The following is a 24478-nucleotide window of genomic DNA, read 5'->3' as shown; positions in this document are numbered from 1 at the left end:
TTATGCGTGCGATCTTCATGACCTGTTGTCATCAAATTCCAAAAGAAAATCCCCCATTTTAAGGGAAAAGGAGGATGTGAAGTGATGAGGAAAAAGTGTAGCGTATGTTTATGGATTCTAGTTTTATTATTGAGCTGCTTATCTGGGAAGTCTGCGTATGCTGCCACAGGTACTACAATTGCAAAACATATAGGGAATTCAAACCCGCTTATCGACCATCATTTGGGAGCGGATCCGGTTGCGCTGACCTATAACGGAAGAGTCTACATCTATATGTCAAGTGATGACTATGAATATAATAGCAACGGAAAAATTAAAGATAATTCATTTGCCAATTTGAATAGAGTATTCGTCATATCTTCAGCGGATATGGTGAACTGGACAGACCACGGAGCCATTCCGGTAGCAGGTGCCAATGGAGCTAATGGAGGCCGCGGAATTGCAAAATGGGCAGGTGCGTCATGGGCACCGTCAATCGCAGTTAAAAAAATTAATGGCAAGGATAAATTCTTCCTTTATTTCGCAAACAGCGGCGGAGGTATCGGGGTTCTCACCGCAGACAGCCCGATTGGTCCATGGACCGACCCAATCGGAAAACCGCTCGTAACGCCAAGTACGCCAGGAATGTCTGGTGTTGTATGGCTTTTTGATCCGGCAGTATTTGTAGATGATGACGGCACCGGTTACCTGTATGCCGGGGGAGGCGTTCCTGGCGGTTCAAATCCAACGCAGGCACAATGGGCCAATCCTAAAACGGCAAGGGTCATAAAATTAGGGCCTGATATGACGAGTGTTGAGGGAAGTGCATCTACAATTGATGCGCCTTTCATGTTTGAAGATTCGGGATTGCACAAGTATAACGGAACATATTATTACTCCTATTGCATCAATTTCGGCGGCACGCACCCGGCCGATAAACCCCCGGGTGAGATCGGCTACATGACCAGTTCAAATCCTATGGGTCCCTTTACATATAGAGGGCATTTCCTGAAAAATCCGGGTGCATTTTTCGGAGGCGGCGGAAACAACCATCATGCTGTTTTCAATTTTAAAAACGAGTGGTATGTGGTGTACCATGCGCAAACTGTCAGTTCCGCTCTGTTCGGGGCCGGCAAAGGATACCGTTCTCCCCATATTAATAAGCTGGTGCATAACCCAGATGGATCCATCCAAGAGGTAGCAGCAAATTATGCAGGTGTAACACAGCTTTCCAATTTGAATCCTTATAACCGGGTAGAAGCTGAAACGTTTGCCTGGAATGGACGCATTTTGACAGAGAAATCGACAGCACCCGGCGGGCCAGTAAATAATCAGCATGTAACAAGCATTCAAAATGGAGACTGGATTACTGTAGGAAATGCAGACTTCGGAGCGGGCGGTGCCAGGACATTTAAAGCAAATGTAGCATCCACTATAGGCGGGAAAATAGAAGTGCGCCTCGACAGTGCAGACGGTCAACTTGTAGGAACCCTAAATGTACCTTCCACAGGTGGAGCGCAAACGTGGAGAGAAATAGAAACTGCGATAAGCGGGGCAACCGGCGTGCACAAAGTATTCTTTGTATTTACCGGAACAGGTACAGGAAACTTGTTTAATTTTGATTACTGGCAGTTTACGCAAAGATAGTACTCGTAATGGGACCGCTTAAAAACGAGGCGGGTGAAGTCCGGAACAGCCCGCCATTATGGATATGCCATGCAGATTTTTTAATACCGTAAAAGACACATTACGAAGGAGAGAAATAAATGATTCCACGCATAAAAAAAACAATTTGTGTACTATTAGTATGTTTCACTATGCTGTCAGTCATGTTAGGGCCAGGCGCTACTGAAGTTTTGGCAGCAAGTGATGTAACAGTTAATGTATCTGCAGAGAAACAAGTGATTCGCGGTTTTGGAGGGATGAATCATCCGGCTTGGGCTGGGGATCTTACAGCAGCTCAAAGAGAAACTGCTTTTGGCAATGGACAGAACCAGTTAGGATTTTCAATCTTAAGAATTCATGTAAATGAAAATCGAAATAATTGGTATAAAGAGGTGGAGACTGCAAAGAGTGCGGTCAAACATGGAGCAATCGTTTTTGCTTCTCCTTGGAATCCTCCAAGTGATATGGTTGAGACCTTTAATCGTAATGGTGACACATCGGCTAAACGGCTGAAATACAACAAGTACGCAGCATACGCACAGCATCTTAACGATTTTGTTACCTTCATGAAGAATAATGGTGTGAATCTTTACGCGATTTCGGTACAAAACGAGCCTGATTACGCTCACGAGTGGACGTGGTGGACGCCGCAAGAAATACTTCGCTTTATGAGAGAAAACGCCGGATCGATCAATGCCCGCGTCATTGCGCCTGAGTCATTTCAATACTTGAAGAACTTGTCGGACCCGATTTTGAACGATCCGCAGGCTCTTGCCAATATGGATATTCTCGGAACCCACCTGTACGGCACTCAGGTCAGCCAATTCCCTTATCCTCTTTTCAAACAAAAAGGAGCGGGGAAGGATCTTTGGATGACGGAAGTATACTATCCGAACAGTGATAACAACTCGGCGGATCGATGGCCCGAGGCATTGGATGTTTCACAACATATTCACAATGCGATGGTAGAGGGGGACTTTCAAGCTTATGTATGGTGGTACATCCGAAGATCATATGGTCCTATGAAAGAAGACGGTACGATCAGCAAACGCGGCTACAATATGGCTCATTTCTCAAAGTTTGTGCGTCCCGGCTATGTAAGGATTGATGCAACGAAAAACCCTAATGCGAACGTTTACGTATCAGCCTATAAAGGTGACAACAAGGTCGTTATTGTTGCCATCAATAAAAGCAACACAGGAGTCAACCAAAACTTTGTTTTGCAGAATGGATCTGCTTCAAACGTATCTAGATGGATCACGAGCAGCAGCAGTAATCTACAACCTGGAACGAATCTCACTGTATCGGGCAATCATTTTTGGGCCCATCTTCCAGCTCAAAGCGTGACAACATTTGTTGTAAATCGTTAAGGACACCAAGGCAAGCGGTACCGCATTGGAGCGGATACGGATCTAAACGCCCGTAGTCATAACCGCCAAGGGTGCATCAAATAAACCTGCACGGAAATAAAAAAGTCGAAGTCTGAAAAAAGCGATTCTCCGATCAGAAAATCGCTTTTTTTCGTCATTTTCTGCTTGAAGATTATAAATTTTTTGAAATTTTTAGCACTCATAGCGCAATGTATATACTTCACATTCGCCACTTTTATTAATTAAGGGGGAACAAGAAAATGAAAACTTATGACGCATTTCCAGAACCAATTGGCTGCTATACTGTCGGTCGAACCCAGATGGACTTTGAGTATACGGCATCAGATCACTCAAAAAGAGAACTGACGGCGTTTGTGTACTATCCGTCCGACAGTAGCGAAGGTAAGACTATATCAACGTACATGTTTCCTGAAGTCTACGAGATGTTGAATGAGCAGCCGCTTCTCACAGCGTTGAAGGATGCTTACTCTATCGATATCAAGACCCAGTGTTACGACGACCTTGCTCTCTCCGGGAAGGAAAAGCGCTATCCGGTATTATTCTATGTTTGCGGCGGAGGAGGTTCTCCAGAATGGGGTACTGTGATCTGTACAGATTTGGCAAGCATGGGATATGTAGTGGTAAGCATCGGCCATCAGAATAGCACGATGTATAAGCGTAAAGATGGGCGCCTGTTTAATGTATCAAAGGATTTTTCGGATGCCATTATGGCGTTTTCTGAAGATCCGGAGATGGTGGAGTTGGCTGGTAGGATGGAGCTGCGTCCTGACGATGAAACGGCCATTGAGATGTGTCAAAACGTGCTTACACTGCCGATACTTGCCAAGTTAACAGAGTATAGCGAATTACAGGCAGAAGATGTAAGGTATGTAGCCGATTATCTTTACAAACTGGACTCTGGAGAGCTGAATTCCATCTTTAAGGGCAGATTGTTGCTTGACATCGGCATGGGCATAGTCGGACATTCTTATGGAGGGCCTACGACGGCGATAGTTTGCCGGGACGACGAACGGTTCGCCTGCGGGATTGGCTTGGATAGCGGTGCGTTCGGTCTTCTCGGCAGCAACCTTAAGAAACCCTTCTTGCTACTGTTTTGTGAACCTAACTATAATATGAATGCGATAATTGGCGCTAACAATAGCATGGAAACCTATTATTTCTCTGTTGATCGTGCTGCGCATTTAGATTACTGTGACATCGTGTTTACCAATGTTAAGGAGGAACTCAGAGGCGAACGTGATGCTATGGAAATGCGAAATCTTGTTACAGACTATACGAAAAGCTTTTTTGATCATTACTTACTGCAGAAGGCTGCAAGTGTGGAAAGTCTTGCATACGATGGCGTGGACTTGATCAAGAAGACCAGCAACAAGTGACATAACCGAGAGGCTGTGATAAACGCATATCAAAGAGTTAGCCGTTGAATCCAACGTCACATAAGAACACGCGGTTAATTCAATTAAGGAGGGCTTTAGTACAAAAAGAGCTTGTATCTAAGTGATACAAGCTCTTGTCTATTTGTGGCGAATTTATTAGTATACAAGATATTTTAGATACAAGTACGGCAGCTGGTAAAGCAATCGAGTTTGAACGGGTCATTCGTGAACGAACATTGTCTGGGCTTAAATCAGCTAGAGCTAGAGGAAGAATAGGTGGAAGGCCAAGAGTTAATAACTATCAAAAGAATCCGCTTTTTAGTTTACATAATATATATTCTAGGAAGTAAATGAAATAAATAAATTTCTGTCTCAATATAAAAGTATACTTAAGTTAGTGAGACAGAAATTGAAATTTTGAAATTTTTACTGCTGAATGACAAATCAAAAAAATGGTGTTGTCAATCCATAATAAACGGCTTCTAAATCTTCCAGCGTCATATCGCCATATGCGCATTTGATAACAGAATCAGCAAACACATCATAGTCATAATCTGTAGAAAATCCTTGCTGCAGCTGTTTTTCGTAAACTTCGATCTGATCTTTTTGATGCTGGATGTCTTTTTCCTTACCTGGATAGTCCGGACCATTTATCATATTACTCATTTTTTTGTACAGCACCATATACTGTTTCAGTATTTCATCCACAACGCAAACCTCCTATTAGATGATAAAAACGGACATCGTTACTGATGTCCGCCAAAAAAAGCTTAACTAATTTGGTTCTGTTCCCCAAATCAGTTTTCCTTGATCATATAATGTGATTTTTTTCGTTGTTTTAAACGTATTTGATTTGAAAAAGGAATAATCGCCGCTTTGTGCATAATTGCTCCAGTCATCATTGTGAAGACGAAGCTGAATATTCCCTGTGCTTGCTCCCGGTGCCAACGTTCCGTTTTTAAATCCAAGTTCCAGATAGGTATCTGCACCTTGCTTTGGTTTATGCAACGTCACAAACTTGTATGTCACATTGCCGCATCCAATCTGCGCGTAGTCACAGTCAACGTTTTGGCCTTTGTTTTTCGCTTTATACCAGTAACGGGCAGTGACATCTTTTAAATCAACCGTGGTATTGCCGTTATTTTTTATTTGAAGCTGCGGACGGATTTGGTTGCTGTTCATACTCCCATCCCCTGCTCTGTATTGTACAGAAATACCGTTTTCCTGTGTGGGTTTATCTTTTGCTGGCGTTTCAGGAATGTCCCTCGTAGAATCTTTGGTGCCGAGAATGTTTTCTCTAACGAATGTTCCTGAAGCAGATAAATCTGACAACCGCCAGCCGCCTGTTTTAGATGCTCCCGGCTTTAAAGCTGAGGATGATTCCTGCTTATCAGAAAGATTCCAGTTCACCCAGCTGATGGTCTTGCTGTCGAGATATTTCAGCCATTCCCTCGATTGATCAAGGAATACACCGCCATTTCCAGACGCGTCGCTTGTTCCCCATTCTGTCACAAAAATAGGTGCTCCTTTGCTGAGTGCATAGTTTGCTTTATCCCGTAAAAATTGGCCGTGTGTGCCGGCATAAAAATGAAGTGCGTACATAACGTTTGCATCTTTTAGCTGGTCATCGGCAGCATCATTCACATCCTGGCTCCATGTACCGGTTCCGACAATGATGATGTTGTCTGGATCATTTTTGCGGATAACGGAAATTACTTCTTCCGCATACGGTTTAATATCACGCTTCCAGTTCACATCACCGTTTGGTTCGTTTGCAATTTCATAAATGACGTTTGGCGTGTTTCCGTAAAGACTTGACATTTCCTTGAAGAATTCTTTTGCCTTCTCTTTATTTTGGTTTGGATTACCGTCATTTAAAATATGCCAGTCAATGATGACGTATATCCCAAGCTCTTTTGCCGCTTCAACCGCTTCTTTTACTTTATTTTTCACGGACGGGTTGTCAATATAACCGCCATCTGCCGTATACATCGCTGCACGGAAAACGGTGATACCCCAATCGTCCCTCAGCCATTTTAAGCTGTCTTTATTGACATATTCTCCATACCATTGCAATCCGTGTGAACTGATCCCCTTCAGCTGTACCGCTTTACCGTCTCGGTTAACGAGCTGTGTACCTTTTATGCTAAGCTGGCCATTCTTGGCTACTGGCGTTTTTGTCCCTGCTGCTGATGCCGGCGAAGCCATCATGCCGCCCATTGTCAATAACGTAATCAATAAACACGTAATAAAAATAGAGATTGACCGTTTCATATCTGATCTTTTCCTCCTTCGCATCATTTTGGCTCTTCACTTCTTATGAGCACGAACTCATTGTAAAAATCTTTCTCATGATTGTCTATCAACCTAATTTCTTGTTTTTGGGAGGTTTAAAAGCCTGTCAATTTGCTCTATCTCCATTGAATAAGACACACATGACACATATAGAACAAAGAAAACTGGACTGAATAGGGACTTTACACGTCATTTTTCATTCGAGTCGAAAAATTAAATTTATTTCCAATAATGAAAAAGCTGCATTCAACTATTGAATGCAGCTTTGTTTTATATTTATATTATGCTTCTTGTTTCTCATCTTCCCATGTTTCAGCGTTTTTCAGCCCTGGGATGTTTTTCGCTTTAAACACAGGATCAAGTCCTTGCTTACGCTGTTTCGCGTAATCTTTATACACTTTGTAAGCAACGTTTGACAGCAGCGTAATCACAATTAAGTTGATCAGCGCCATGATACCCATAAAGAGGTCCGCCATATCCCAAACGATTTGGAAGCCTGATAAAGATCCATACACAACCATAGCAATTACAGCGATACGGTAAATGTTCAGCCATGTTTTGCTTGTTTTAATAAATTCAATGTTTGTCTCGCCATAATAATAGTTGCCGACAACTGAACTGAATGCAAACAAGAACATTGCGACTGCGATGAAAGTCGGCGCCCAGCCTCCAATGTGATGGTTAAGAGCAGCCTGTGTTACTTGGATGCCGTCGCCTTTTGGAGTTACACTGTACAGCAAAATAATAAATGCTGTGGACGTACATATGATAAATGTATCGAAAAATACACCTAATGTTTGAATAAAGCCTTGCTTTGCCGGATGGGATACATGAGCCGTCGCAGCCGCGTTTGGTGCGCTCCCCATTCCTGCTTCGTTTGAAAAAAGACCGCGCTGCGCACCGATAACGATGATGCCGCCTATTCCGCCGCCGACGACTTGTTCAAAACCTAAAGCATTTTTAACAATTGTAGCGATAACGCCAGGGAAAGCTGTAATATTCGTGATGACAACAAATAAAGCGATAAGGATATAAATGCCTGCCATAACCGGCACAATTAGCTGTGAAACAGCGACAACACGTTTTAAACCGCCGAAAATGATAAACGCAGTTAAAACCGCCAGAACTATGGCTACAACTATTTTATTCACATGGAATGCGCCATCCAATGCTCCAGCAATTGTATTTGTTTGAACAGCGTTAAAAATCAAGCCGAATGAGACGGTAATTAAGATTGCAAAAACGATACCAAGCCATCTGGCACCAAGACCCTTTTGAATATAGTAGGCCGGCCCTCCGCGGAAATCCTCCCCGTCTCTTACCTTATAAAGCTGCGCTAATGTACTTTCGACAAAGCTTGAAGCCATGCCTACTGCAGCCACTACCCACATCCAAAATACAGCGCCTGGTCCGCCTGTCGCAATTGCTAAGGCTACACCAGTCAAATTCCCTGTGCCGACTCGGGATGCGGCCGAAATAAAGAATGCCTGCATAGATGAAACACCTTTATTTCCTTCCGGCTTCTCCCCTACTATTCTGAACATTTCAATAAAATAACGGAATTGGATAAAACCAAAACGTATGGTAAAAAATAATCCAAGCCCTATTAAAATATAAAATAGGTAATTCCAGATGAAATCACTTGGAATATTAATTAAACTATTGAAAAAAGACTCCATATTTACCTCCCGTTTTCATCAATTCAACACGAATTCGATTTTGATGTTAGATTTTTTAACATAACGAGTTTTATTATATCACAATATGACGAATTAGGAAGTTTTTTCGAGAAGAATATTGTCATAGCCAGATGTTACTCTGTCGACCCCTTCTCTATTATTTTCCTACGAATAAAAACATTCCTTGCAAGCTGGCTTTTAAAAAAGAGTACCCTATTAACAATGTAATCATTTCTTCCCATTCTCTTGCCTTTCTCTTTGATTTAGCACATAAATAAAGTAATAAACCCTAAACAACAAACATATCATTTAAAATATGTTTTTATTCACACCATAAACCGGGTATACATACGCTAATAAAAGAAGTTTTCTCTTTCAAAAATAAGCAAAAAGATATATACTTAACAAGGTTAAATTTATTTTTAAATTTAATAAATCAGGTTTACTTTTAGGATGGATTGGGGTATTATTATAAAAATATTCAGTAATATTAAAGGAGGGGGAGATCATTTGAAAAAAGTAACGATATTGAAAGCATCCATCTTATTCTTGGCGATTGCCAGTTTTCATTTGTTCTCAATTCCCCACGCCTTTGATATCGGCCATCATTATAAAGCCGTAGCCGACCAGCAGGAAATGCATGAAATGAAAGCCGGCCAAAATGCTGATGATGAGAAGAAATCCATCACAGGGGCATTTACGCTGACCGCTTTATGGGCAATGGCTGTTCTGCTGCTGACCGCTGAAAGCAAAAGTACGGGATACTCCCGCAGACGTCAGCGGAAAAAAAGCTTTATACTGGCCAAATTTTATCAATCGTCTTATTTCGGCAAACTTCATGTTCAACATCACCCGATTATGTAACGAAAATATGAGGAGGCTGTTTAACATGTTGTTTATCTTAAGAATGGTGATTTTAGGCTTATTTTCTTTCACAGCGCTGAATTTATTTGTATGGCAGGGGATTGAAGTCATTCATGCTGTAACAGATCTATTCACCAACCATGAAAGCTGATAAAAAACAAACGAAACCCGCTCATATAGTATGAGCGGGTTTTTTATTATTGTTCTGTATGAAGGCGCCAAACAGCTGTAACCTTACCTGATTCCTCTTCATCAAAAAAGAAAGAGCCATTGCTGTATCTGTCGTTTGTCCGCAACTCTTTTGCCTGCAGTTCTCTTCTGTCGCCTTTTTCTGTTTCTGCCATTAGTCGCTGTTCAAGATCGCAAGCGAACAGTGCTACAACACGGTGAGGATTCTTTTTCAGTTCCCTTAGCATTACGACACCGCGTTTTGCGCGGGATGTCTTCTCGAACTCAGAAAGACTCATGCGTTTTACCGCTCCCCGCTGTGTGAACAAGACAATTGAATCAGATTGCTGAAGAATCTCACCGGAGACAACAAAGTCATCCTCTTTTAAGTTAATCCCTTTGACACCTGCCGCACGCGCGCCAACTACATTCACTTCGTCTTCTCCAAACCATAGACCGTACCCTAAGTGAGTGGCCATAAAGATCTGGCTTTCCCCATTTGTTACATGTACATCAATCAGTTCATCTTCACCCTTCAGATTTAAGGCCACAAGCGCCTTAGAATAACGCTGTGCTTTATAATGGGTGAGCTCTGTCTTTTTCACCATGCCGTTTTTCGTAAAGAATAGAAGATATGCCGACGGATCAAATTCTTTTATCGGTATGGCCTTTACAATCGTTTCATCACGGTCAATAGTGATCAGGTTTGAAAAATGCTGGCCCATGTCCTTCCATCTGATATCAGGCAGCTGGTGAACAGGACAATAGATGTAGCTTCCTTTGTTCGTAAAGAGTAGCAGCACGTCCGTCGTATTCATTTCAAACTGATGCAGCATCCTGTCCGTATCTTTCATTCCGAAGTCCTGACCGTTGGAAGCGGCAAATGAGCGCTGGCTCGTCCGTTTTAGGTAACCATCCTTCGTAACGGTTACATATACATCCTCAGATGCAACCATGACTTCGAGATTGATTTTAATTTCTTCAATTTTTTCTTCAATCACGGAGCGTCTTGTATCTGCATATTTCTTTTTCAGTGCTTTTAAGCTGTTTGTAATCACTTTTAGCAGTTTTTTATCATTGCTCAGAATAGATTCGAGCTCTTCAATTTTTTTACCGAGCTCTTCTGCCTCTTCCTTAAGCGCTGTGATATCTGTATTGGTTAAACGATATAGCTGCAATGACACGATGGCTTCAGCCTGAGGCTCTGTAAATTCATATTTGGCGATCAAATTGTTTTTAGCGTCACGTTTATCGCTAGAAGAACGGATTGTTGCAATCACTTCATCCAAAATAGACAAAGCTTTCATGAGCCCTTCTACGATATGATGTCTGTCTTTTGCTTTTTGAAGCTCGTAAACGGACCGGTTTGTGACAACTTCCTTTTGGTGTCCGATATATGCATCCAAAATAGACGGCAGGCTCATCAGCATCGGACGGCGGTTATGGATAGCCACCATATTGAAGTTATATGTGATCTGCAAATCAGTGTTTTTGTATAAGAAATTCAAAATGCCTTTGGCATCAGCTTCTTTTTTCAGTTCAATGACCACTCTCAGCCCTGTTCGATCCGTTTCATCACGAACCTCTGAGATGCCTTCAACCTTTTTATCAATACGGAACTCGTCCATTTTTTTTACAAGGTTTGCTTTATTTACTTCAAATGGAATTTCAGTAATGACAATTTGTTCTCGTCCGCCTCTAATTGTTTCAATTTCAGCCTTTCCGCGGATAATGATTTTTCCTTTTCCGGTTTCGTAAGCTTTTCTTATCCCGTCAACGCCCTGAATAATACCGCCTGTCGGAAAATCAGGCCCTTTAATGACTTCCATGAGTTCATCAACAGAGCAAGATGGCATTTGAATACGCTTAATGACAGCATCAATAACTTCTCCCAGATGATGAGGGGGAATGTCGGTCGCGTATCCTGCTGAAATCCCGGTAGATCCGTTGACCAATAGGTTAGGAAACATCGCCGGGAGTACGACAGGCTCTTTGCTTGTATCATCAAAGTTCGGCACGAATTCAACCGTGTTTTTGTCAATATCCCGAAGAAGCTCAGATGCTATCGGAGATAATCGTGCCTCTGTATAACGCATGGCTGCCGGGGGATCTCCGTCGATGCTTCCGTTGTTTCCATGCATTTCGATTAACACATTACGAACTTTCCAATCCTGGCTCATCCGCACCATTGCTTCATAAACCGAGCTGTCACCGTGCGGATGATAGTTACCGATGACATTACCGACCGTTTTGGCCGCTTTTCTGAAGTTTTTATCAAACGTGTTTCCATCTGTATGCATCGCATACAGAATTCTGCGCTGTACCGGCTTTAATCCGTCTCTCGCATCGGGCAGCGCCCTGTCTTGAATAATATATTTACTGTAGCGTCCAAAACGGTCGCCGATCACCTCTTCTAATGGTAAATCATGAAATAATTCTGGCTGTGACAATCATTAAACCTCCTCAGCGACCGATAAGTTTTCATTTTCTAAAATATTGCTTTCTTCATCTAAGCCGAAAGCGACGTTTTTCTCAATCCACTTTCTGCGCGGCTCTACTTTGTCTCCCATTAACGTCGTCACACGTCTCTCTACACGTGCTGCATCGTCAATTTTGACCCTAACAAGTGTGCGGGACTCCGGATTCATCGTCGTTTCCCACAGCTGGTCTGCGTTCATCTCTCCAAGACCCTTATATCGTTGAATGGTATAGCCTTTGCCGACTTTTTTCAGGACATCACCCATCTCTTCATCAGACCATGCATATTCAATGATTTCCTTCTTCCCGCTTCCTTTACTGACCTTATATAAAGGTGGCAATGCAATGAACACCTTGCCATGCTCAATGAGCGGTTTCATATAGCGATAGAAAAAGGTAAGAAGCAGCACTTGAATATGGGCGCCGTCAGTATCGGCATCGGTCATAATGATGATTTTGTCGTAGTTGATGTCATCGATTGAGAAATCTGCTCCGACTCCCCCGCCAATCGCATGAATGATCGTATTGATCTCTTCATTTTTAAAGATATCAGCAAGCTTAGCTTTTTCTGTATTAATGACTTTACCGCGTAAAGGCAGAACCGCTTGGAATCTGCGGTCTCTTCCCTGCTTGGCTGACCCGCCTGCTGAATCTCCCTCAACGAGATACAATTCATTTTTTGCCGGGTTTCTTGAACCCGCAGGCGTCAGTTTTCCGCTTAAAGTCGCTTCTGATTTTTTTCGTTTTTTGCCACTTCTTGCTTCTTCACGGGCTTTGCGTGCCGCTTCGCGCGCCTGGCTCGCCTTGATTGCTTTTTTGACAAGAAGCGTTGCGGTGTCCCGATTTTCCTCTAAAAAGTAAGCAAGCTGCTCTGAAACAATCGCATCAACCGCTGATCTTGCTTCACTGGTACCGAGCTTTCCTTTTGTTTGTCCCTCAAATTGAAGAAGCTCCTCAGGAATGCGGACAGAAATAATGGCTGAAAGCCCTTCCCTTATATCGGTGCCTTCAAGGTTCTTATCCTTTTCTTTCAGCAAAGCCACTTTTCGCGCATATTCATTAAAAGCACGCGTCATCGCAGTTTTTGCACCTGACTCATGCGTCCCGCCGTCTTTTGTTCTGACATTGTTGACAAACGACAAAATATTTTCAGAATAACCATCGTTAAACTGGAACGCAAAGTCCACTTCTATAGAATGATGCTCACCCTCAAACGAGACCACTTCAGACAAGACGTCTTTTTCTTCATTTAAGTAAGCAACAAACGCTTCTATACCGTTTTCATAATAAAAGACCTCATGCTGGTCATTGCGTTCATCAATCAGCTCAATTTTCAGTCCTTTTAACAAAAACGCAGACTCTCTTAAGCGCTCAGAGAGCGTTTCAAAATTATAAGTGGTTGTGCTGAACATCGTTGGATCTGGCTTAAAGTGTGTAAGAGTTCCCGTCTTTTTTGTTTTGCCGATCTTTTCGAGAGATGTAACCGGTTTTCCTCCATTTTCAAATCGCTGCTGATAGACAAAACCGTCCCGCTCAATGGTAACCGTCAGCCATTCAGATAAAGCATTCACGACTGATGCACCAACTCCGTGGAGCCCGCCGCTTGTCTTATAGCCGCCTTGGCCGAATTTTCCTCCGGCATGAAGCACCGTTAAAATCACTTCAGGGGTTGGTTTGCCGAGCTTATGCATTCCGGTCGGCATGCCGCGACCTCTATCCTGTACAGAAATACTATTGTCTTTATGTATTTTGACGATTATGTGATCTCCATGGCCGGCAAGCACCTCGTCGACAGAGTTATCTACAATTTCATAAACCAAGTGGTGCAAACCCCGCGCGTCAGTAGAGCCAATATACATACCCGGCCTTTTCCTGACAGCCTCAAGGCCTTCGAGCACCTGTATGGCATCTTCGTTGTAATCAAATTGCTGTTTTCTAGCCAAACGTACAAACCCCTTTCAAAAACTAACATTGTCTTTCTCTTTTTCAGTGTTACACATCATTTGTATATAAGATATTTTTTATAAACCTCGCCTCGAGCCAGTACTGCCTTGGACTCCTCATTATAACCAATATGTTTGCAATCGCAACATAGAGCTAACGAATCAGTTCTTCTCAAAACATCGGCTAGTGCTGTTTTTACACCATGAGAACGTATGTTTGTTTATTATATATAAAGCAGCAGACCTTCGCAAATCGAACGGCCGAAACCCAGCTGGACAAGGTATTCAAAAAAAGCTGTTCAAGCTTTATTGTATCTGTTTCACCGTAATACGCAAACAATATCTTAAAATTAAAAAGCAAAAATCCTTGAATTTACAAGGATTTTTGCAGTTCTGCACCTATTTTGTTACAGCGTGTGCCACTTTTATGCACAGATCCATGATAACCGTTCTGCCTTTTTCTTTTAGCATCTGGTATGCTTCCTCATTAACTAGCCCTTGCTGTGCCCAAAAGACTGGCGCACCTGTCTCTAAAAACTCTTCCGCCACTCCAGGAAGCTGTTCTGAGCGCCGGAATACATTTACGATGTCAATCGGACCGTCTATCTCTTTTAAAGATGAAACGGCTTTGACACCTAGCGCCTCATCAATTGTCGGGTTCACAGGGATAATTTCATAACCCGCGTCCTGCATTGCTTTTGAAACCATATGTGACGTTCTATCCGGACGGTCTGAAAGCCCTACTACCGCTATACGTTTGCTTCTTTGAAGAATCTCTTTAATTTCCGCTTTAGAAGGGTTTTGCATCGTGTGTCACTCCTTTTCCACTTATTTTACACGATCAAAACAGGAGAAATCAAAATATGATGCATGTTTGATTGGATTTGTAAGCAAACTTTACAAAAAAACTTATCATCAGATCATGACATCTCATGTTAAAATAAAAAGAAGGGAATTTGAAAAAGGAGAAATGTAGATGTTAATTGCTTTATTGATTATTTTGGCCTACTTGATAGGCAGCATTCCATCTGGCTTAATTGTGGGCAAGCTTGCCAAGGGAATTGATATTCGGGAGCACGGAAGCGGCAACTTAGGCGCTACCAATGCATTCCGTACATTGGGTGTAAAAGCTGGTTCGGTCGTCATAGCCGGAGATATTTTGAAAGGGACACTGGCAACTGCATTGCCTTTTCTCATGCATGTTGATATTCACCCGCTTCTTGCAGGAGTCTTTGCGGTTTTAGGCCACGTGTTTCCCATCTTCGCCAAATTTAAAGGCGGTAAAGCCGTGGCGACATCAGGAGGCGTTTTGCTATTTTACGCACCCCTGTTATTTATCACGATGGTTGCGGTATTCTTCATCTTTTTATACTTGACTAAATTTGTTTCTCTCTCATCGATGTTAACAGGGATCTATACTGTTATATATAGTTTCTTTGTCCATGATACGTATTTATTGATTGTCGTTACCCTGCTCACTATTTTTGTGATATACAGACACCGGGCGAACATTAAACGAATTATCAATAAAACAGAACCTAAAGTAAAATGGCTATAAGCTTAAAAAACTTCTCTTTTGACACAGAATAGCCTAATACGTTTATAATAGAGAAAATTCAAATGAAGAACAAAGGGGTGTTCTGTTATGAATATGACAATTAACGAAGACGCATTGAACTGGTATAAAGAAGAACTCGATTTGGAAAGCGGAGACCAGGTTCGCTTTTTCGTCCGCTATGGAGGCTGCAGCAATGTTCAAAAGGGTTTTTCTCTCGGTGTAGCGAAAGATGCGCCACAAGAGGCTGGAGTCACTGCAGAAGCTGATGGCATTACCTTCTTTATTGAAGAAAGTGATTTATGGTACTTTGATAACCACGACCTTCTCGTCAGCTATTCAGAAGACGCTGATGAACCGGTTTTTGAATACCAATAAAAAAGAACGCACATCATGTGCGTTCTTTTTTTACAAATGAAATCGTATAAGATGATCGGTTAGGTTTTCTTGTTCCAAAATATATTTTTGGGTCTCACCCAATAGATCAAAGTGAGGAAATTCACTTTTCTTATGGAGCCATTCTTTTTTTAACCCGTACGCCGCTCCCCACTGAACCAGCTTATCAATGTCTGCACAGCCGGCTTTTGTCACAGTCCTTGCTTCTGGAAATCGGTCATCCAGCCAGTAATGTGTTAAAAATGCGATTTCTCCTCTTTTCACTGCTTGTTTCCACCGGTTAAGTTCCTCCCGTTTCACACCAAACGCCATATCCCGTTCACTTCCCTATTTTTTGGCCTTTTCATATGCTGTGTGCCAATCAGGAAAAGCTTTGCGGAATTGAATTGGCTTAAAGCTTTCTTTATCCACACAAATATGAGATGAGGTGGCTTTGATGGAAAGCTCACCGGCCGGATTATAAATGTGATAACCATAGACGGTTTTAAAGCCGTTATATTCCTCTATCCATGTATGTACAACCGCGGTTTCTCCGTAATGAAGCGGCTTTTTATAGGAAATGTTGATATCAACGACTGGGGATAGAACGCCTCTTTTTTCCATATCACTATATAAAAAGCCTAAGTCCTTAATCAAGGCCGTTCTGCCGACCTCCATCCACACAAGATAATTTGCGTGATAGACAATTCCCATTTGATCTGTTTCTGCATAACGCACTTCTATTTCTTTTTTTGATACATGCAAGATTACTCTGCTCCCTTAACGTCAATTTAGCCCCATTTTACCATAATCAAATCAGAAAGAAAAAAACCAGGTTTCCCTGGTTTTTTAAGAACGGTATCCGTTTTGTCTCGCTGCAGATTCGTCCTGTATTTCATTACGAAACGCTTCAATGCTCTGTTCGCGCCTTGCATTTTTTTCTTTGATACGCTGTTTATCTTCTCCTGAAGCAAACTCCATTGATGCTTCTGCTTCTTCTATATTTTCAATTGTATTTTGAACCATATCCTGCAATTTTTCCACATTGTCAGAACGATCATCAGGATTAGGCTGCTGATATTGATTTTGGTTCTTTGTCATTCGGATGTACCTCCTAGAAATAAACTCGAATTTTCGCTACTCGCCTTTTGTCTGCATGATAATCGGCCGCTGTCCTGAAGTATCATGCATTTTTTCCCCTTTATTGGCTTTATATTTTACAGGCTTTGTACCCAAGTGGCTTGGAGCATATTGAGGCTGACCGTTTTTCTTGTTGTTTCCCATGTTTATCCCTCCTCAACATATAGGTTTCTCAAAAGGAGGGGTAAACATGAATACAAATTAAAGGTTATTTTTGCTTAAATCGCTGTTCAAGCTTTTCCTCAAGCTGATTTAAATACTCTGTATTGGTCATCAGCTCTTTTTTGTTTTCCATGACGAGCTCATGAAAAGAACGTTTTCTCATCTTCTTCACGCTTCTCACCTCCGCATATTCTTTTATTTTTTCCAATTCTGAAAACTTGTAAGCATATCTGAGCATAAAAAAACTGAATCTAATCAAGATCCAGTTTTTGTTCCATTTCTTTTTTTGTCATGGTGCCAACGTGTATGTCTTGGATAACACCTTTTTCATCTAAGATATATGTCGTTGGATATGACATCACGTTATAGTCAGCATTGATCCCTTTTTTATCAATCAGAATGGGGAACGTTAAATCATACGTATCAGCAAACGCTCGGACCTGTTTCTCACTTTTCTCAGCTGAAGTGAAATTTACCGCAACAACCGCAAGTTTGTCGGCGTACTCTTTTTGTAACTTTTCCATTGCAGGCATTTCCTGACGGCACGGCTTACACCAAGTTGCCCAAAAATTGAGCAGCACTTTTTTGCCTTTTGCATCCTGTAAAGAGCTTTTCTCTCCTGACAGCGTTTTCAAAGAAAAATCAGGTGCTTGTTTCCCCTCTTGAATTCCGACTTCTTTTTTGCTGTATGTTTGATATAAATTCCATCCCGTATAACCGGCAAGCATGATAAGCAGGATCCCTGCGAGCCATTTTTTCAGCATATGCCACCTCCGCAGCACATTGTGTCATAAAAAGAAGAGAAAGCGAAATGCCTTCTCTTCCTATTGATTCATCAGGACTGCTTCATTTTTTCACGAAGCACCATTTGAAGGATGCCGCCATGGCGGTAGTAATCAATTTCAACTTCACTATCAAAGCGGACGACTGCTTCAAAAGTTGTTACATTGCCATCTTCATTGATTGCTCTTACAGTCACAAGGTCACGAGGACGAACTGTTTCATCAACATCTACTTCAATGACTTCTTTACCCGTTAAGCCGAGTGTATCCGCATTTTCACCTTGTTTAAACTGAAGCGGCAGCACACCCATGAATACAAGGTTGCTTCTGTGAATTCTTTCGAAGCTCTCTGCAATGACCGTTCTGATGCCGAGAAGGTTTGTTCCTTTGGCAGCCCAGTCACGTGAAGATCCCATACCATAGTCTTTTCCTGCTAATACGACAAGACCAGTTTTATCTTCTTTGTATTTCATGCACGCATCATAGATGGATGTTACTTCACCAGTCGGCCAGTACGTCGTAAATCCGCCTTCTGTACCCGGTGCAATTTGGTTTTTGATGCGAATGTTTGCAAATGTTCCTCTCATCATGACTTCATGGTTTCCGCGGCGGGAACCGTAGGAGTTAAAGTCACGAGGAGAAACACCTTTTTCTTGCAAGTACTTTCCGGCAGGCGTATCTTTTCCGATTGCCCCCGCAGGAGAAATATGGTCAGTTGTGACTGAATCGCCGAATTTACCGACAACACGCAAACCTTTTAATGGTTCAACCTTGCCTGGCTCAACAGACATTTCTTCGAAGAATGGCGGGTTTTGAATGTAAGTTGACTCGCTATCCCATTTATATAACGCTTCGTCTGTTGTTTCAATTTCGTTCCAGCGCTTGTTGTCATCAAATACTGTTTCATACTCTTTGCGGAATAGCTCTGGCGTAACAGTTTGCTTAACAAGTGCATTGATTTCGTCCATTGACGGCCAAATATCATTAAAGTATACGTTTTGACCATCCTTGCCCACACCGATTGGATCGGTTTTCAAGTTAATGTTTACCGTTCCAGCCAGCGCATATGCCACAACAAGCGGCGGTGAAGCAAGATAGTTGCCTTTAACAAGCGGGTGAATACGTCCTTCAAAGTTACGGTTTCCGGAAAGGACAGACGTAATCAGAAGATCATTTTTCGCAACCGCTTCTTCGATTTCCGGTGAAAGCGGACCTGAGTTTCCGATACATGTTGTACAGCCGTACCCAACTAGGTTAAAGCCAAGCTCTTTCATGTATGGAAGAAGGCCTGAATTCACAAGATATCCTGTAACAACTTTAGAACCCGGTGCAAGTGACGTTTTCACGTAATTAGGCACCTTAAGCCCTAACTCAACCGCTTTTTTCGCTACCAGTCCGGCGCCGATCAGAACGTATGGGTTTGATGTATTTGTACAGCTTGTAATCGCAGCAATGGCGATCGCACCCGTTTTCATAACTGTTTCTTCGCCGTTAAGGAGTTTAAACTTAATTTCTTTATTTTCTTCCTCAGCATTTAAACCGAATCCTTGGTTACCTGCAGGGCTGACTAATTGCTTTTTAAACGTTTCCTGCATAGCAGATAGCGGGATCAAATCCTGAGGACGCTTTGGACCCGATAAGTTTGCTTCAATTTGAGACAGGTCAATTTCAACCACATCAGTAAATTGAGGGTCTTCCGCATCTGGAGTGTAGAACAAGCCATTGCTTCTGCAGTATGCTTCAACAACATCAATATGTTCAGGATCACGGCCAGTCAGGCGCAGGTAGTTAAGCGCTTCTTCATCTACTGGGAAGAATCCGCATGTAGCACCGTATTCCGGAGCCATATTCGCAATTGTTGCGCGATCTGCAAGCGGCAGTTCAGCAATTCCCGGTCCGAAGAATTCAACAAATTTACCGACAACGCCTTTTTCACGTAGCACTTGTGTTACTTTTAACGCCAAGTCAGTAGCTGTTGTTCCGTTTGGAAGCTTGCCAATAAGTTTCGCGCCGATTACCTCTGGAACTGGGAAGTAAGAAGGCTGTCCAAGCATTCCCGCTTCAGCTTCAATTCCACCGACACCCCAGCCGAGAACACCGATACCGTTAATCATTGTTGTGTGTGAGTCTGTTCCGACAAGCGTATCAGGATACGTTACAAGCTCGCCGTCTTCTTCAATGGCATGGACAACACTTGCCAAGAACTCAAGGTTAACCTGGTGCACAATACCTGTTGCAGGCGGCACTGCCTGATAATTGTTAAACGCTTTCTTTGCCCAGCTTAAAAATTTGTAGCGCTCTGCATTTCTTTTGAATTCCAAGTCCATATTTACTGCTAATGCATCTTCTGTACCCGCTTTATCTACCTGTACAGAGTGGTCGATAACGAGATCAACAGGAATTTCAGGGTTGATTTTATCAGGATCTCCGCCGACAGCTGCCATTGCTTTACGCAGTGAAGCCAGATCTACTACTGCCGGAACCCCTGTGAAGTCTTGTAAAATAACACGAGACGGTTTGAACGGAACGTCGATATCCTTTAATTCGGCAGTTCCCCATTTTGCCAAATTTTCCACGTGTTCTTTTTTGATAACGAAGCCGTCAACTTGACGCAATACTGATTCTAAAAGAACTTTGATGGAATAAGGAAGCTTCGAAACCTTTCCTATACCTGAATCTTCTAACGCTTTTAAAGAGTAGTAATGATATGTTTTCCCATTTGTAGTAAACGTTTTTCTCGCTTGGAAAACGTCTTTTGCTGCAGTTTTTTGCTCGTTTGCCATTCTCCAAAATCCCCCTTCAGATCAGATCATTCTCAGATGAACATTACATTCCATCACAATTTTCTCACAATTTCATATTAAAACAAAATCATACATAAGTAAATATCAATGTTTTTATTAAATACAATAAGTTCGACTTATGAGAAAAATGTACCGGTAATTTTTACTGTTTACGCTCTCTCATATAACACAATAAAAGGAGCCATATTATGATTGAGGTGATAATGATGGTCAAAAGAAAAGCGAATCACGTCATTAACGGAATGAATGACGCAAAAAGCCAAGGCAAAGGCGCCGGCTATATTGAAAACGACCAGCTTGTACTGACTGAAGCAGAACGCCAAAATAACAAAAAAAGAAAAACCAATCAATAACACCGAACTCTTTTAAGGAGGTTCTCAATTTATGACCAATAAGAATACAAGTAAAGATATGCATAAAAACGCCCCTAAAGGACACAATCCCGGACAACCCGAGCCTCTAAGCGGAAGCAAAAAAGTAAAGAACCGAAACCATACAAGACAAAAGCACAACTCAAGCCATGATATGTAAGAAAAGCAGACCTTAGTGTCTGTTTTTTTATGCGTTCACCCATTAATAATCCACCGCATATGATGTTAAGCAAGGTTGATATGTGGAGGAATGCTTCCATGAACCATTCAAAACGCAACGATGCGAATGATTTCGATAGTATGGATGAATGGCTTCGGCAATTTTTTGAAGACCCCTTCGCCTGGTACGACGAAACATTGCCTATTGATTTATATGAAACAAGTCAGCAGTATATTATAGAAGCGGATCTGACTTTTTTACAGCCTACACAAGTAACAGTTACCCTTTCTGGATGCGAGTTCATCTTAACTGTCAAATCGTCAGGACAGACTTTTGAAAAACAAATGATGCTTCCTTTTTATTTTAATGACAAAACCATTCAAGCCGAATGCGAAAATCAAATACTCACAGTCGCCGTCAATAAAGAAACAGAAGATGGCTCTTCTTTTTCTCTTCAATTTCCTCTCAGCTAAACATAAAAAGTCACTTTCATCCCCTATTATGAAAGTGACTTTTTTTCCGTCCATTTATCGTCAAATACCCTCTAGTGACTCTCCCATGGCCAAATAGCAGATTCACTATACAATAGAATATGATCTACTATCTCTTTTGACTAGACGTCTATCACTTTTTTCTATTCTTTTTTACTGTGTTCTTCTAATCTCTCTTCGTATACAATATGGTTAGAATAAGGGGGAATGATTGATGCTGGAAGGATGGTTTTTGTTGTTTATTCTGTTTTGGGTGATCATGATGGTAGTCTTATTATCAATCGGCGGTTTTTTCATGTTTCGAAAGTTTTTAAAACGTTTACCAAAAGAGGACGGCAGATCAGAGCTTGATTGGCAGGATTACTATATTGAAAACAGCAGACATTTATGGAACGATGAAAACAAACAGTTTCTAGATGAATTGACTGCGCCGGTGCCAGAACTATTCAGAGATGTAGCAAAAGCCAAAATCGCAGGCAAAATCGGTGAGCTTGCATTAAAAGAAAAGGTAGCAAAGATTGATCAGCAACTTATGATCAAAGGCTATATTCTCGCAACTCCTAAAAGAGACCATACCTTCTTAAAAAGGCATCTGCGGGACAAAAAAATCGATTTGGAACCTTATCAGACCCTTCTCAAATAAAAAACCTTTCCTCTTGTCAGGAAAGGTTTTTTAATTCATTTGAATATTAGCTGACTGCAGCTCGTTATGAAGTTTGCGATATGATAAATACATGGCGATTCTCCAAGGCACAATCATACCGAAAGCCAGAATCCAAAACATTCCGCTCAGTGCACCATAATCGATTGATGTGCTCAAGATCGATTTCATCACGATTCTGATCACCAAAAGACCGACTAATATAAAAACAAATGCTTTAGAGCGTTTCATGTAAATTTCATTATTTTTAATTTCGAACTTAGAAGTTTTGATTAGAAAAATAGAGAAAATCACACCTAAAGTGAATGCTTCCAAAAACTCTGCACCAGTTACCCAAAATACCGGAAATAAAAACATTAACGCTCCCGTACTCATAAAAATCGGCGGAAGAATGATTTTTTTTGGTGAAACGGGCTTGTCAGAGGACTTTATTCTGACCACCATCACAACTACAGCCATTAACACAGCAATAATCGATGAAACTATAATCATCATACTTATCATTCCTTTGTTTCTCGGAGTGTTGATACTATATACTATACTCCAAAACAATAAAAAAAACCATTTTGAAAAGAAATGACTTTAATGTCCCATAACGCGGCTTACAGCTTCCAGCACTTTTGTTTCCTCAAACGGCTTAACAATAAAATCCTTTGCCCCCAGTTCAATTGCTTCCGTTACAATTCTTTGCTGGCGCATGGCAGTGCACATGATGACCTTCGCTTTAGGATCAAAGGTTAAGATATCACGAAGCGCTTTAATGCCGTTTTTCACCGGCATTGTAATATCCATTGTCACAAGGTCCGGGCGCAGTTTTTTATACAGGTCCGCTGCTTGTTCACCGTCCGCCGCTTCGCCTGCGATTATGTAATTTGCCTCTTCCAAGATCTCTCTGATTTTCACTCTCATGAACTTGGCGTCGTCTACAACTAAAACTCTTGTCATATTCCCCTCCAACAATCGATTTCCACAGATAATAGTCTTATTGTACCAAAAACAAAAGGATTAGTAGTAGTACGAAAGTAATTTACCGTCAAAAACCAGTAAAGCCTCCAAAAAGATCTGACAGCAAAATAATGATCAGGCTCATCCAATTAAAGAATAACAGCACACCAATCACAATCATCAAAACGCCGCCAGCTTTCATAATTAAAAGCTGGTTCTTCCTTATCCACTTCAGCTTTGTGATAAAAAAAGACAATAAAAGAAACGGTACCGCAAAACCGAGTACATATAACATCATGTATGGCACCGCTGAGCCCGGATTGGTGCCTGCAAGTGTGATAACAGCACCTAATATTGGACCGGTACATGGTGTCCATCCCGCTGCAAATGCCATTCCGATTAAGACCGACCCTAAAAACCCGCTTGGTTTATGCTTAAAATGGATTCTCCGCTCTTTCATCATAGCCTCAGGCCGGAACACACCTAGTGTAATGAAACCGAACAAAATAATAAGCAACGCGCCAATTTGCCGAATCGCATCGTGATAATCCCTAAACAGGCTGCCAATAAAAGATGTTCCATAGCCTAAAGCAATAAAAATGACTGAAAAGCCAAGCAAAAAACACAAAGTATGAAACAGGCTTCTTTTCTGCAGCAGCAGCTTTTCTGTTTTTACATCGTCCATGCTGACCCCTGTAATATATGACAAAAAAGCTGGGTAAAGCGGCAGGCAGCAAGGCGAAATAAAGGATAAAAATCCCGCTCCGAATGTCAAAAAATAATTCACGTCTCCCATGTCATCATCCCTTCATGATTTGACATTCCTTCAAGTTATGACAAAATCATTTCATTTTTTTAACACTTTCACTTGAAGGATTTCTATTTTCAGAAAAAACTTATATAATTTAATTTGACATTGAGACATTATACTCCTTCTCATTTGAAAATTAGTATAAATATGGATATAATATAAACATTCACTTTGAAGATCTAATGTATGAAAGGATACATCCCTGTGATTAGAGAGCATCTATTAAAAGAAATTGAAAAAAAAAGAGCAGAGCTGCTGCAAATTGTCATGGCGAACGGAATGACATCTCATATTACGATAGAGCTCAGTCAGGAGCTTGACCATCTTCTCATACAATATCAAAAGCAGCGCCTTCGAGCAGTAGCGGGTGATGAATGATTGCA

At 41.6% G+C, this 24478-nt stretch carries 28 protein-coding genes; 12 read left to right on the top strand and 16 right to left on the bottom strand.

Going from position 1 to position 24478, the window contains the following annotated elements; all coding sequences use genetic code 11:
* The first annotated feature begins 84 nt into the window (after positions 1-84).
* From xynD to MHH79_RS09805, 3 genes are all read left to right on the top strand, one after another.
* Positions 85-1626 (top strand): alpha-L-arabinofuranosidase, encoded by a 1542-nt coding sequence (gene xynD / locus MHH79_RS09815; protein WP_063335419.1) that lies wholly within the window; start codon positions 85-87, stop codon positions 1624-1626.
* A 119-nt stretch (positions 1627-1745) separates the two neighbouring features.
* Positions 1746-3014, top strand: coding sequence for a glucuronoarabinoxylan endo-1,4-beta-xylanase XynC (gene xynC, locus MHH79_RS09810; RefSeq protein ID WP_063335418.1), 1269 nt, complete (start codon positions 1746-1748; stop codon positions 3012-3014).
* Positions 3015-3274: 260 nt separating this feature from the next.
* Positions 3275-4411, top strand: coding sequence for a choline esterase (locus MHH79_RS09805; protein WP_063335417.1), 1137 nt, complete (start codon positions 3275-3277; stop codon positions 4409-4411).
* 444 nt (positions 4412-4855) lie between these two features.
* Here MHH79_RS09805 and MHH79_RS09800 read toward each other — a convergent pair whose 3' ends face one another.
* The 3 genes from MHH79_RS09800 to MHH79_RS09790 form a co-directional block, all read right to left on the bottom strand.
* Entirely contained in the window at positions 4856-5119 is a 264-nt protein-coding gene (locus tag MHH79_RS09800; RefSeq protein ID WP_003231535.1) for a YnfE family protein, read from the bottom strand.
* Positions 5120-5185: 66 nt separating this feature from the next.
* Positions 5186-6685, bottom strand: a complete 1500-nt coding sequence (eglS, locus tag MHH79_RS09795) for an endo-1,4-beta-glucanase EglS (protein ID WP_181219271.1) — start codon at positions 6683-6685, stop codon at positions 5186-5188.
* A 302-nt stretch (positions 6686-6987) separates the two neighbouring features.
* Complete coding sequence (locus MHH79_RS09790; RefSeq protein ID WP_015383775.1) at positions 6988-8385, bottom strand: alanine/glycine:cation symporter family protein; 1398 nt, start codon at positions 8383-8385, stop codon at positions 6988-6990.
* 510 nt (positions 8386-8895) lie between these two features.
* On the opposite strand from MHH79_RS09790, the gene MHH79_RS09785 reads away from it, so the two are divergent.
* Both MHH79_RS09785 and MHH79_RS09780 read left to right on the top strand, forming a co-directional pair.
* Entirely contained in the window at positions 8896-9249 is a 354-nt protein-coding gene (locus tag MHH79_RS09785) for a hypothetical protein (protein WP_003245190.1), read from the top strand.
* A gap of 25 nt (positions 9250-9274) precedes the next feature.
* Complete coding sequence (locus tag MHH79_RS09780) at positions 9275-9400, top strand: hypothetical protein (RefSeq protein WP_003231548.1); 126 nt, start codon at positions 9275-9277, stop codon at positions 9398-9400.
* 46 nt (positions 9401-9446) lie between these two features.
* On the opposite strand, the gene parC is transcribed toward MHH79_RS09780, so the two are convergent.
* From parC to MHH79_RS09765, 3 genes are all read right to left on the bottom strand, one after another.
* The gene (gene parC / locus MHH79_RS09775; protein WP_015383774.1) at positions 9447-11867 is read right to left on the bottom strand and encodes a DNA topoisomerase IV subunit A; all 2421 of its coding nucleotides are present in this window, start codon (positions 11865-11867) and stop codon (positions 9447-9449) included.
* Between the two features lie 3 nt (positions 11868-11870).
* Complete coding sequence (gene parE, locus MHH79_RS09770) at positions 11871-13838, bottom strand: DNA topoisomerase IV subunit B (protein WP_014479944.1); 1968 nt, start codon at positions 13836-13838, stop codon at positions 11871-11873.
* A gap of 399 nt (positions 13839-14237) precedes the next feature.
* The gene (locus tag MHH79_RS09765; protein WP_047182679.1) at positions 14238-14645 is read right to left on the bottom strand and encodes a CoA-binding protein; all 408 of its coding nucleotides are present in this window, start codon (positions 14643-14645) and stop codon (positions 14238-14240) included.
* A gap of 169 nt (positions 14646-14814) precedes the next feature.
* On the opposite strand from MHH79_RS09765, the gene plsY reads away from it, so the two are divergent.
* Both plsY and MHH79_RS09755 read left to right on the top strand, forming a co-directional pair.
* Positions 14815-15396 carry a glycerol-3-phosphate 1-O-acyltransferase PlsY gene (gene plsY / locus MHH79_RS09760; RefSeq protein WP_003231560.1) on the top strand — a complete coding sequence of 194 codons (582 nt, stop codon included), beginning with the start codon at positions 14815-14817 and terminating at the stop codon, positions 15394-15396.
* Between the two features lie 87 nt (positions 15397-15483).
* A complete protein-coding gene (locus MHH79_RS09755) occupies positions 15484-15771 on the top strand; it encodes a HesB/YadR/YfhF family protein (protein WP_003231562.1) in 288 nt (95 codons plus the stop codon).
* A gap of 30 nt (positions 15772-15801) precedes the next feature.
* Here MHH79_RS09755 and MHH79_RS09750 read toward each other — a convergent pair whose 3' ends face one another.
* The 7 genes from MHH79_RS09750 to acnA all read right to left on the bottom strand — a co-directional run bounded on the left by MHH79_RS09750 (position 15802) and on the right by acnA (position 20635).
* Positions 15802-16101: a hypothetical protein gene (locus MHH79_RS09750; RefSeq protein ID WP_015383773.1), complete on the bottom strand. Its 300-nt coding sequence runs from the start codon at positions 16099-16101 to the stop codon at positions 15802-15804.
* Between the two features lie 15 nt (positions 16102-16116).
* Complete coding sequence (locus MHH79_RS09745) at positions 16117-16533, bottom strand: YbgC/FadM family acyl-CoA thioesterase (protein WP_017696516.1); 417 nt, start codon at positions 16531-16533, stop codon at positions 16117-16119.
* Positions 16534-16617: 84 nt separating this feature from the next.
* Entirely contained in the window at positions 16618-16869 is a 252-nt protein-coding gene (tlp, locus tag MHH79_RS09740; protein WP_003231568.1) for a small acid-soluble spore protein Tlp, read from the bottom strand.
* Positions 16870-16905: 36 nt separating this feature from the next.
* Complete coding sequence (sspN, locus tag MHH79_RS09735; protein WP_003231569.1) at positions 16906-17052, bottom strand: acid-soluble spore protein SspN; 147 nt, start codon at positions 17050-17052, stop codon at positions 16906-16908.
* A gap of 64 nt (positions 17053-17116) precedes the next feature.
* A complete protein-coding gene (locus MHH79_RS09730; protein WP_003244964.1) occupies positions 17117-17242 on the bottom strand; it encodes an FbpB family small basic protein in 126 nt (41 codons plus the stop codon).
* 79 nt (positions 17243-17321) lie between these two features.
* Positions 17322-17834 (bottom strand): redoxin domain-containing protein, encoded by a 513-nt coding sequence (locus MHH79_RS09725; protein ID WP_003231571.1) that lies wholly within the window; start codon positions 17832-17834, stop codon positions 17322-17324.
* A gap of 71 nt (positions 17835-17905) precedes the next feature.
* Complete coding sequence (gene acnA, locus MHH79_RS09720) at positions 17906-20635, bottom strand: aconitate hydratase AcnA (RefSeq protein WP_340035116.1); 2730 nt, start codon at positions 20633-20635, stop codon at positions 17906-17908.
* A gap of 227 nt (positions 20636-20862) precedes the next feature.
* Here acnA and sspO point away from each other — a divergent pair, with 227 nt between their 5' ends.
* The 4 genes from sspO (at position 20863) to yneK (ending at position 22321) form a co-directional block, all read left to right on the top strand.
* Positions 20863-21009 carry an acid-soluble spore protein SspO gene (gene sspO, locus MHH79_RS09715; RefSeq protein ID WP_003244839.1) on the top strand — a complete coding sequence of 49 codons (147 nt, stop codon included), beginning with the start codon at positions 20863-20865 and terminating at the stop codon, positions 21007-21009.
* Between the two features lie 31 nt (positions 21010-21040).
* Positions 21041-21187 (top strand): small acid-soluble spore protein P, encoded by a 147-nt coding sequence (locus MHH79_RS09710; RefSeq protein WP_003221237.1) that lies wholly within the window; start codon positions 21041-21043, stop codon positions 21185-21187.
* Between the two features lie 80 nt (positions 21188-21267).
* Positions 21268-21660, top strand: a complete 393-nt coding sequence (gene cotM / locus MHH79_RS09705; protein WP_015251997.1) for an outer spore coat protein CotM — start codon at positions 21268-21270, stop codon at positions 21658-21660.
* A gap of 232 nt (positions 21661-21892) precedes the next feature.
* The gene (gene yneK / locus MHH79_RS09700; protein WP_251217946.1) at positions 21893-22321 is read left to right on the top strand and encodes a DynA interaction protein YneK; all 429 of its coding nucleotides are present in this window, start codon (positions 21893-21895) and stop codon (positions 22319-22321) included.
* Positions 22322-22351: 30 nt separating this feature from the next.
* Here yneK and MHH79_RS09695 read toward each other — a convergent pair whose 3' ends face one another.
* The 3 genes from MHH79_RS09695 to ccdA form a co-directional block, all read right to left on the bottom strand.
* Positions 22352-22843 carry a CcdC family protein gene (locus tag MHH79_RS09695; protein ID WP_340035115.1) on the bottom strand — a complete coding sequence of 164 codons (492 nt, stop codon included), beginning with the start codon at positions 22841-22843 and terminating at the stop codon, positions 22352-22354.
* 78 nt (positions 22844-22921) lie between these two features.
* Positions 22922-23284, bottom strand: coding sequence for a response regulator (locus tag MHH79_RS09690; RefSeq protein WP_003245707.1), 363 nt, complete (start codon positions 23282-23284; stop codon positions 22922-22924).
* 88 nt (positions 23285-23372) lie between these two features.
* Positions 23373-24080 carry a cytochrome c-type biogenesis protein CcdA gene (gene ccdA, locus MHH79_RS09685; RefSeq protein ID WP_063335412.1) on the bottom strand — a complete coding sequence of 236 codons (708 nt, stop codon included), beginning with the start codon at positions 24078-24080 and terminating at the stop codon, positions 23373-23375.
* A 219-nt stretch (positions 24081-24299) separates the two neighbouring features.
* Between ccdA and ynzD the strand changes: the two genes are divergently transcribed.
* Positions 24300-24473 carry an aspartyl-phosphate phosphatase YnzD gene (gene ynzD / locus MHH79_RS09680; protein ID WP_010886518.1) on the top strand — a complete coding sequence of 58 codons (174 nt, stop codon included), beginning with the start codon at positions 24300-24302 and terminating at the stop codon, positions 24471-24473.
* The last annotated feature ends 5 nt before the right edge of the window (positions 24474-24478 follow it).

Origin of the sequence: Bacillus sp. FSL K6-0993 (assembly GCF_037977205.1) — a bacterium.
Classification (GTDB): domain Bacteria; phylum Bacillota; class Bacilli; order Bacillales; family Bacillaceae; genus Bacillus; species Bacillus subtilis.
Note: the sequence above shows the minus strand (reverse complement) of the source record. Positions and strands in the feature narration are given on the sequence as shown.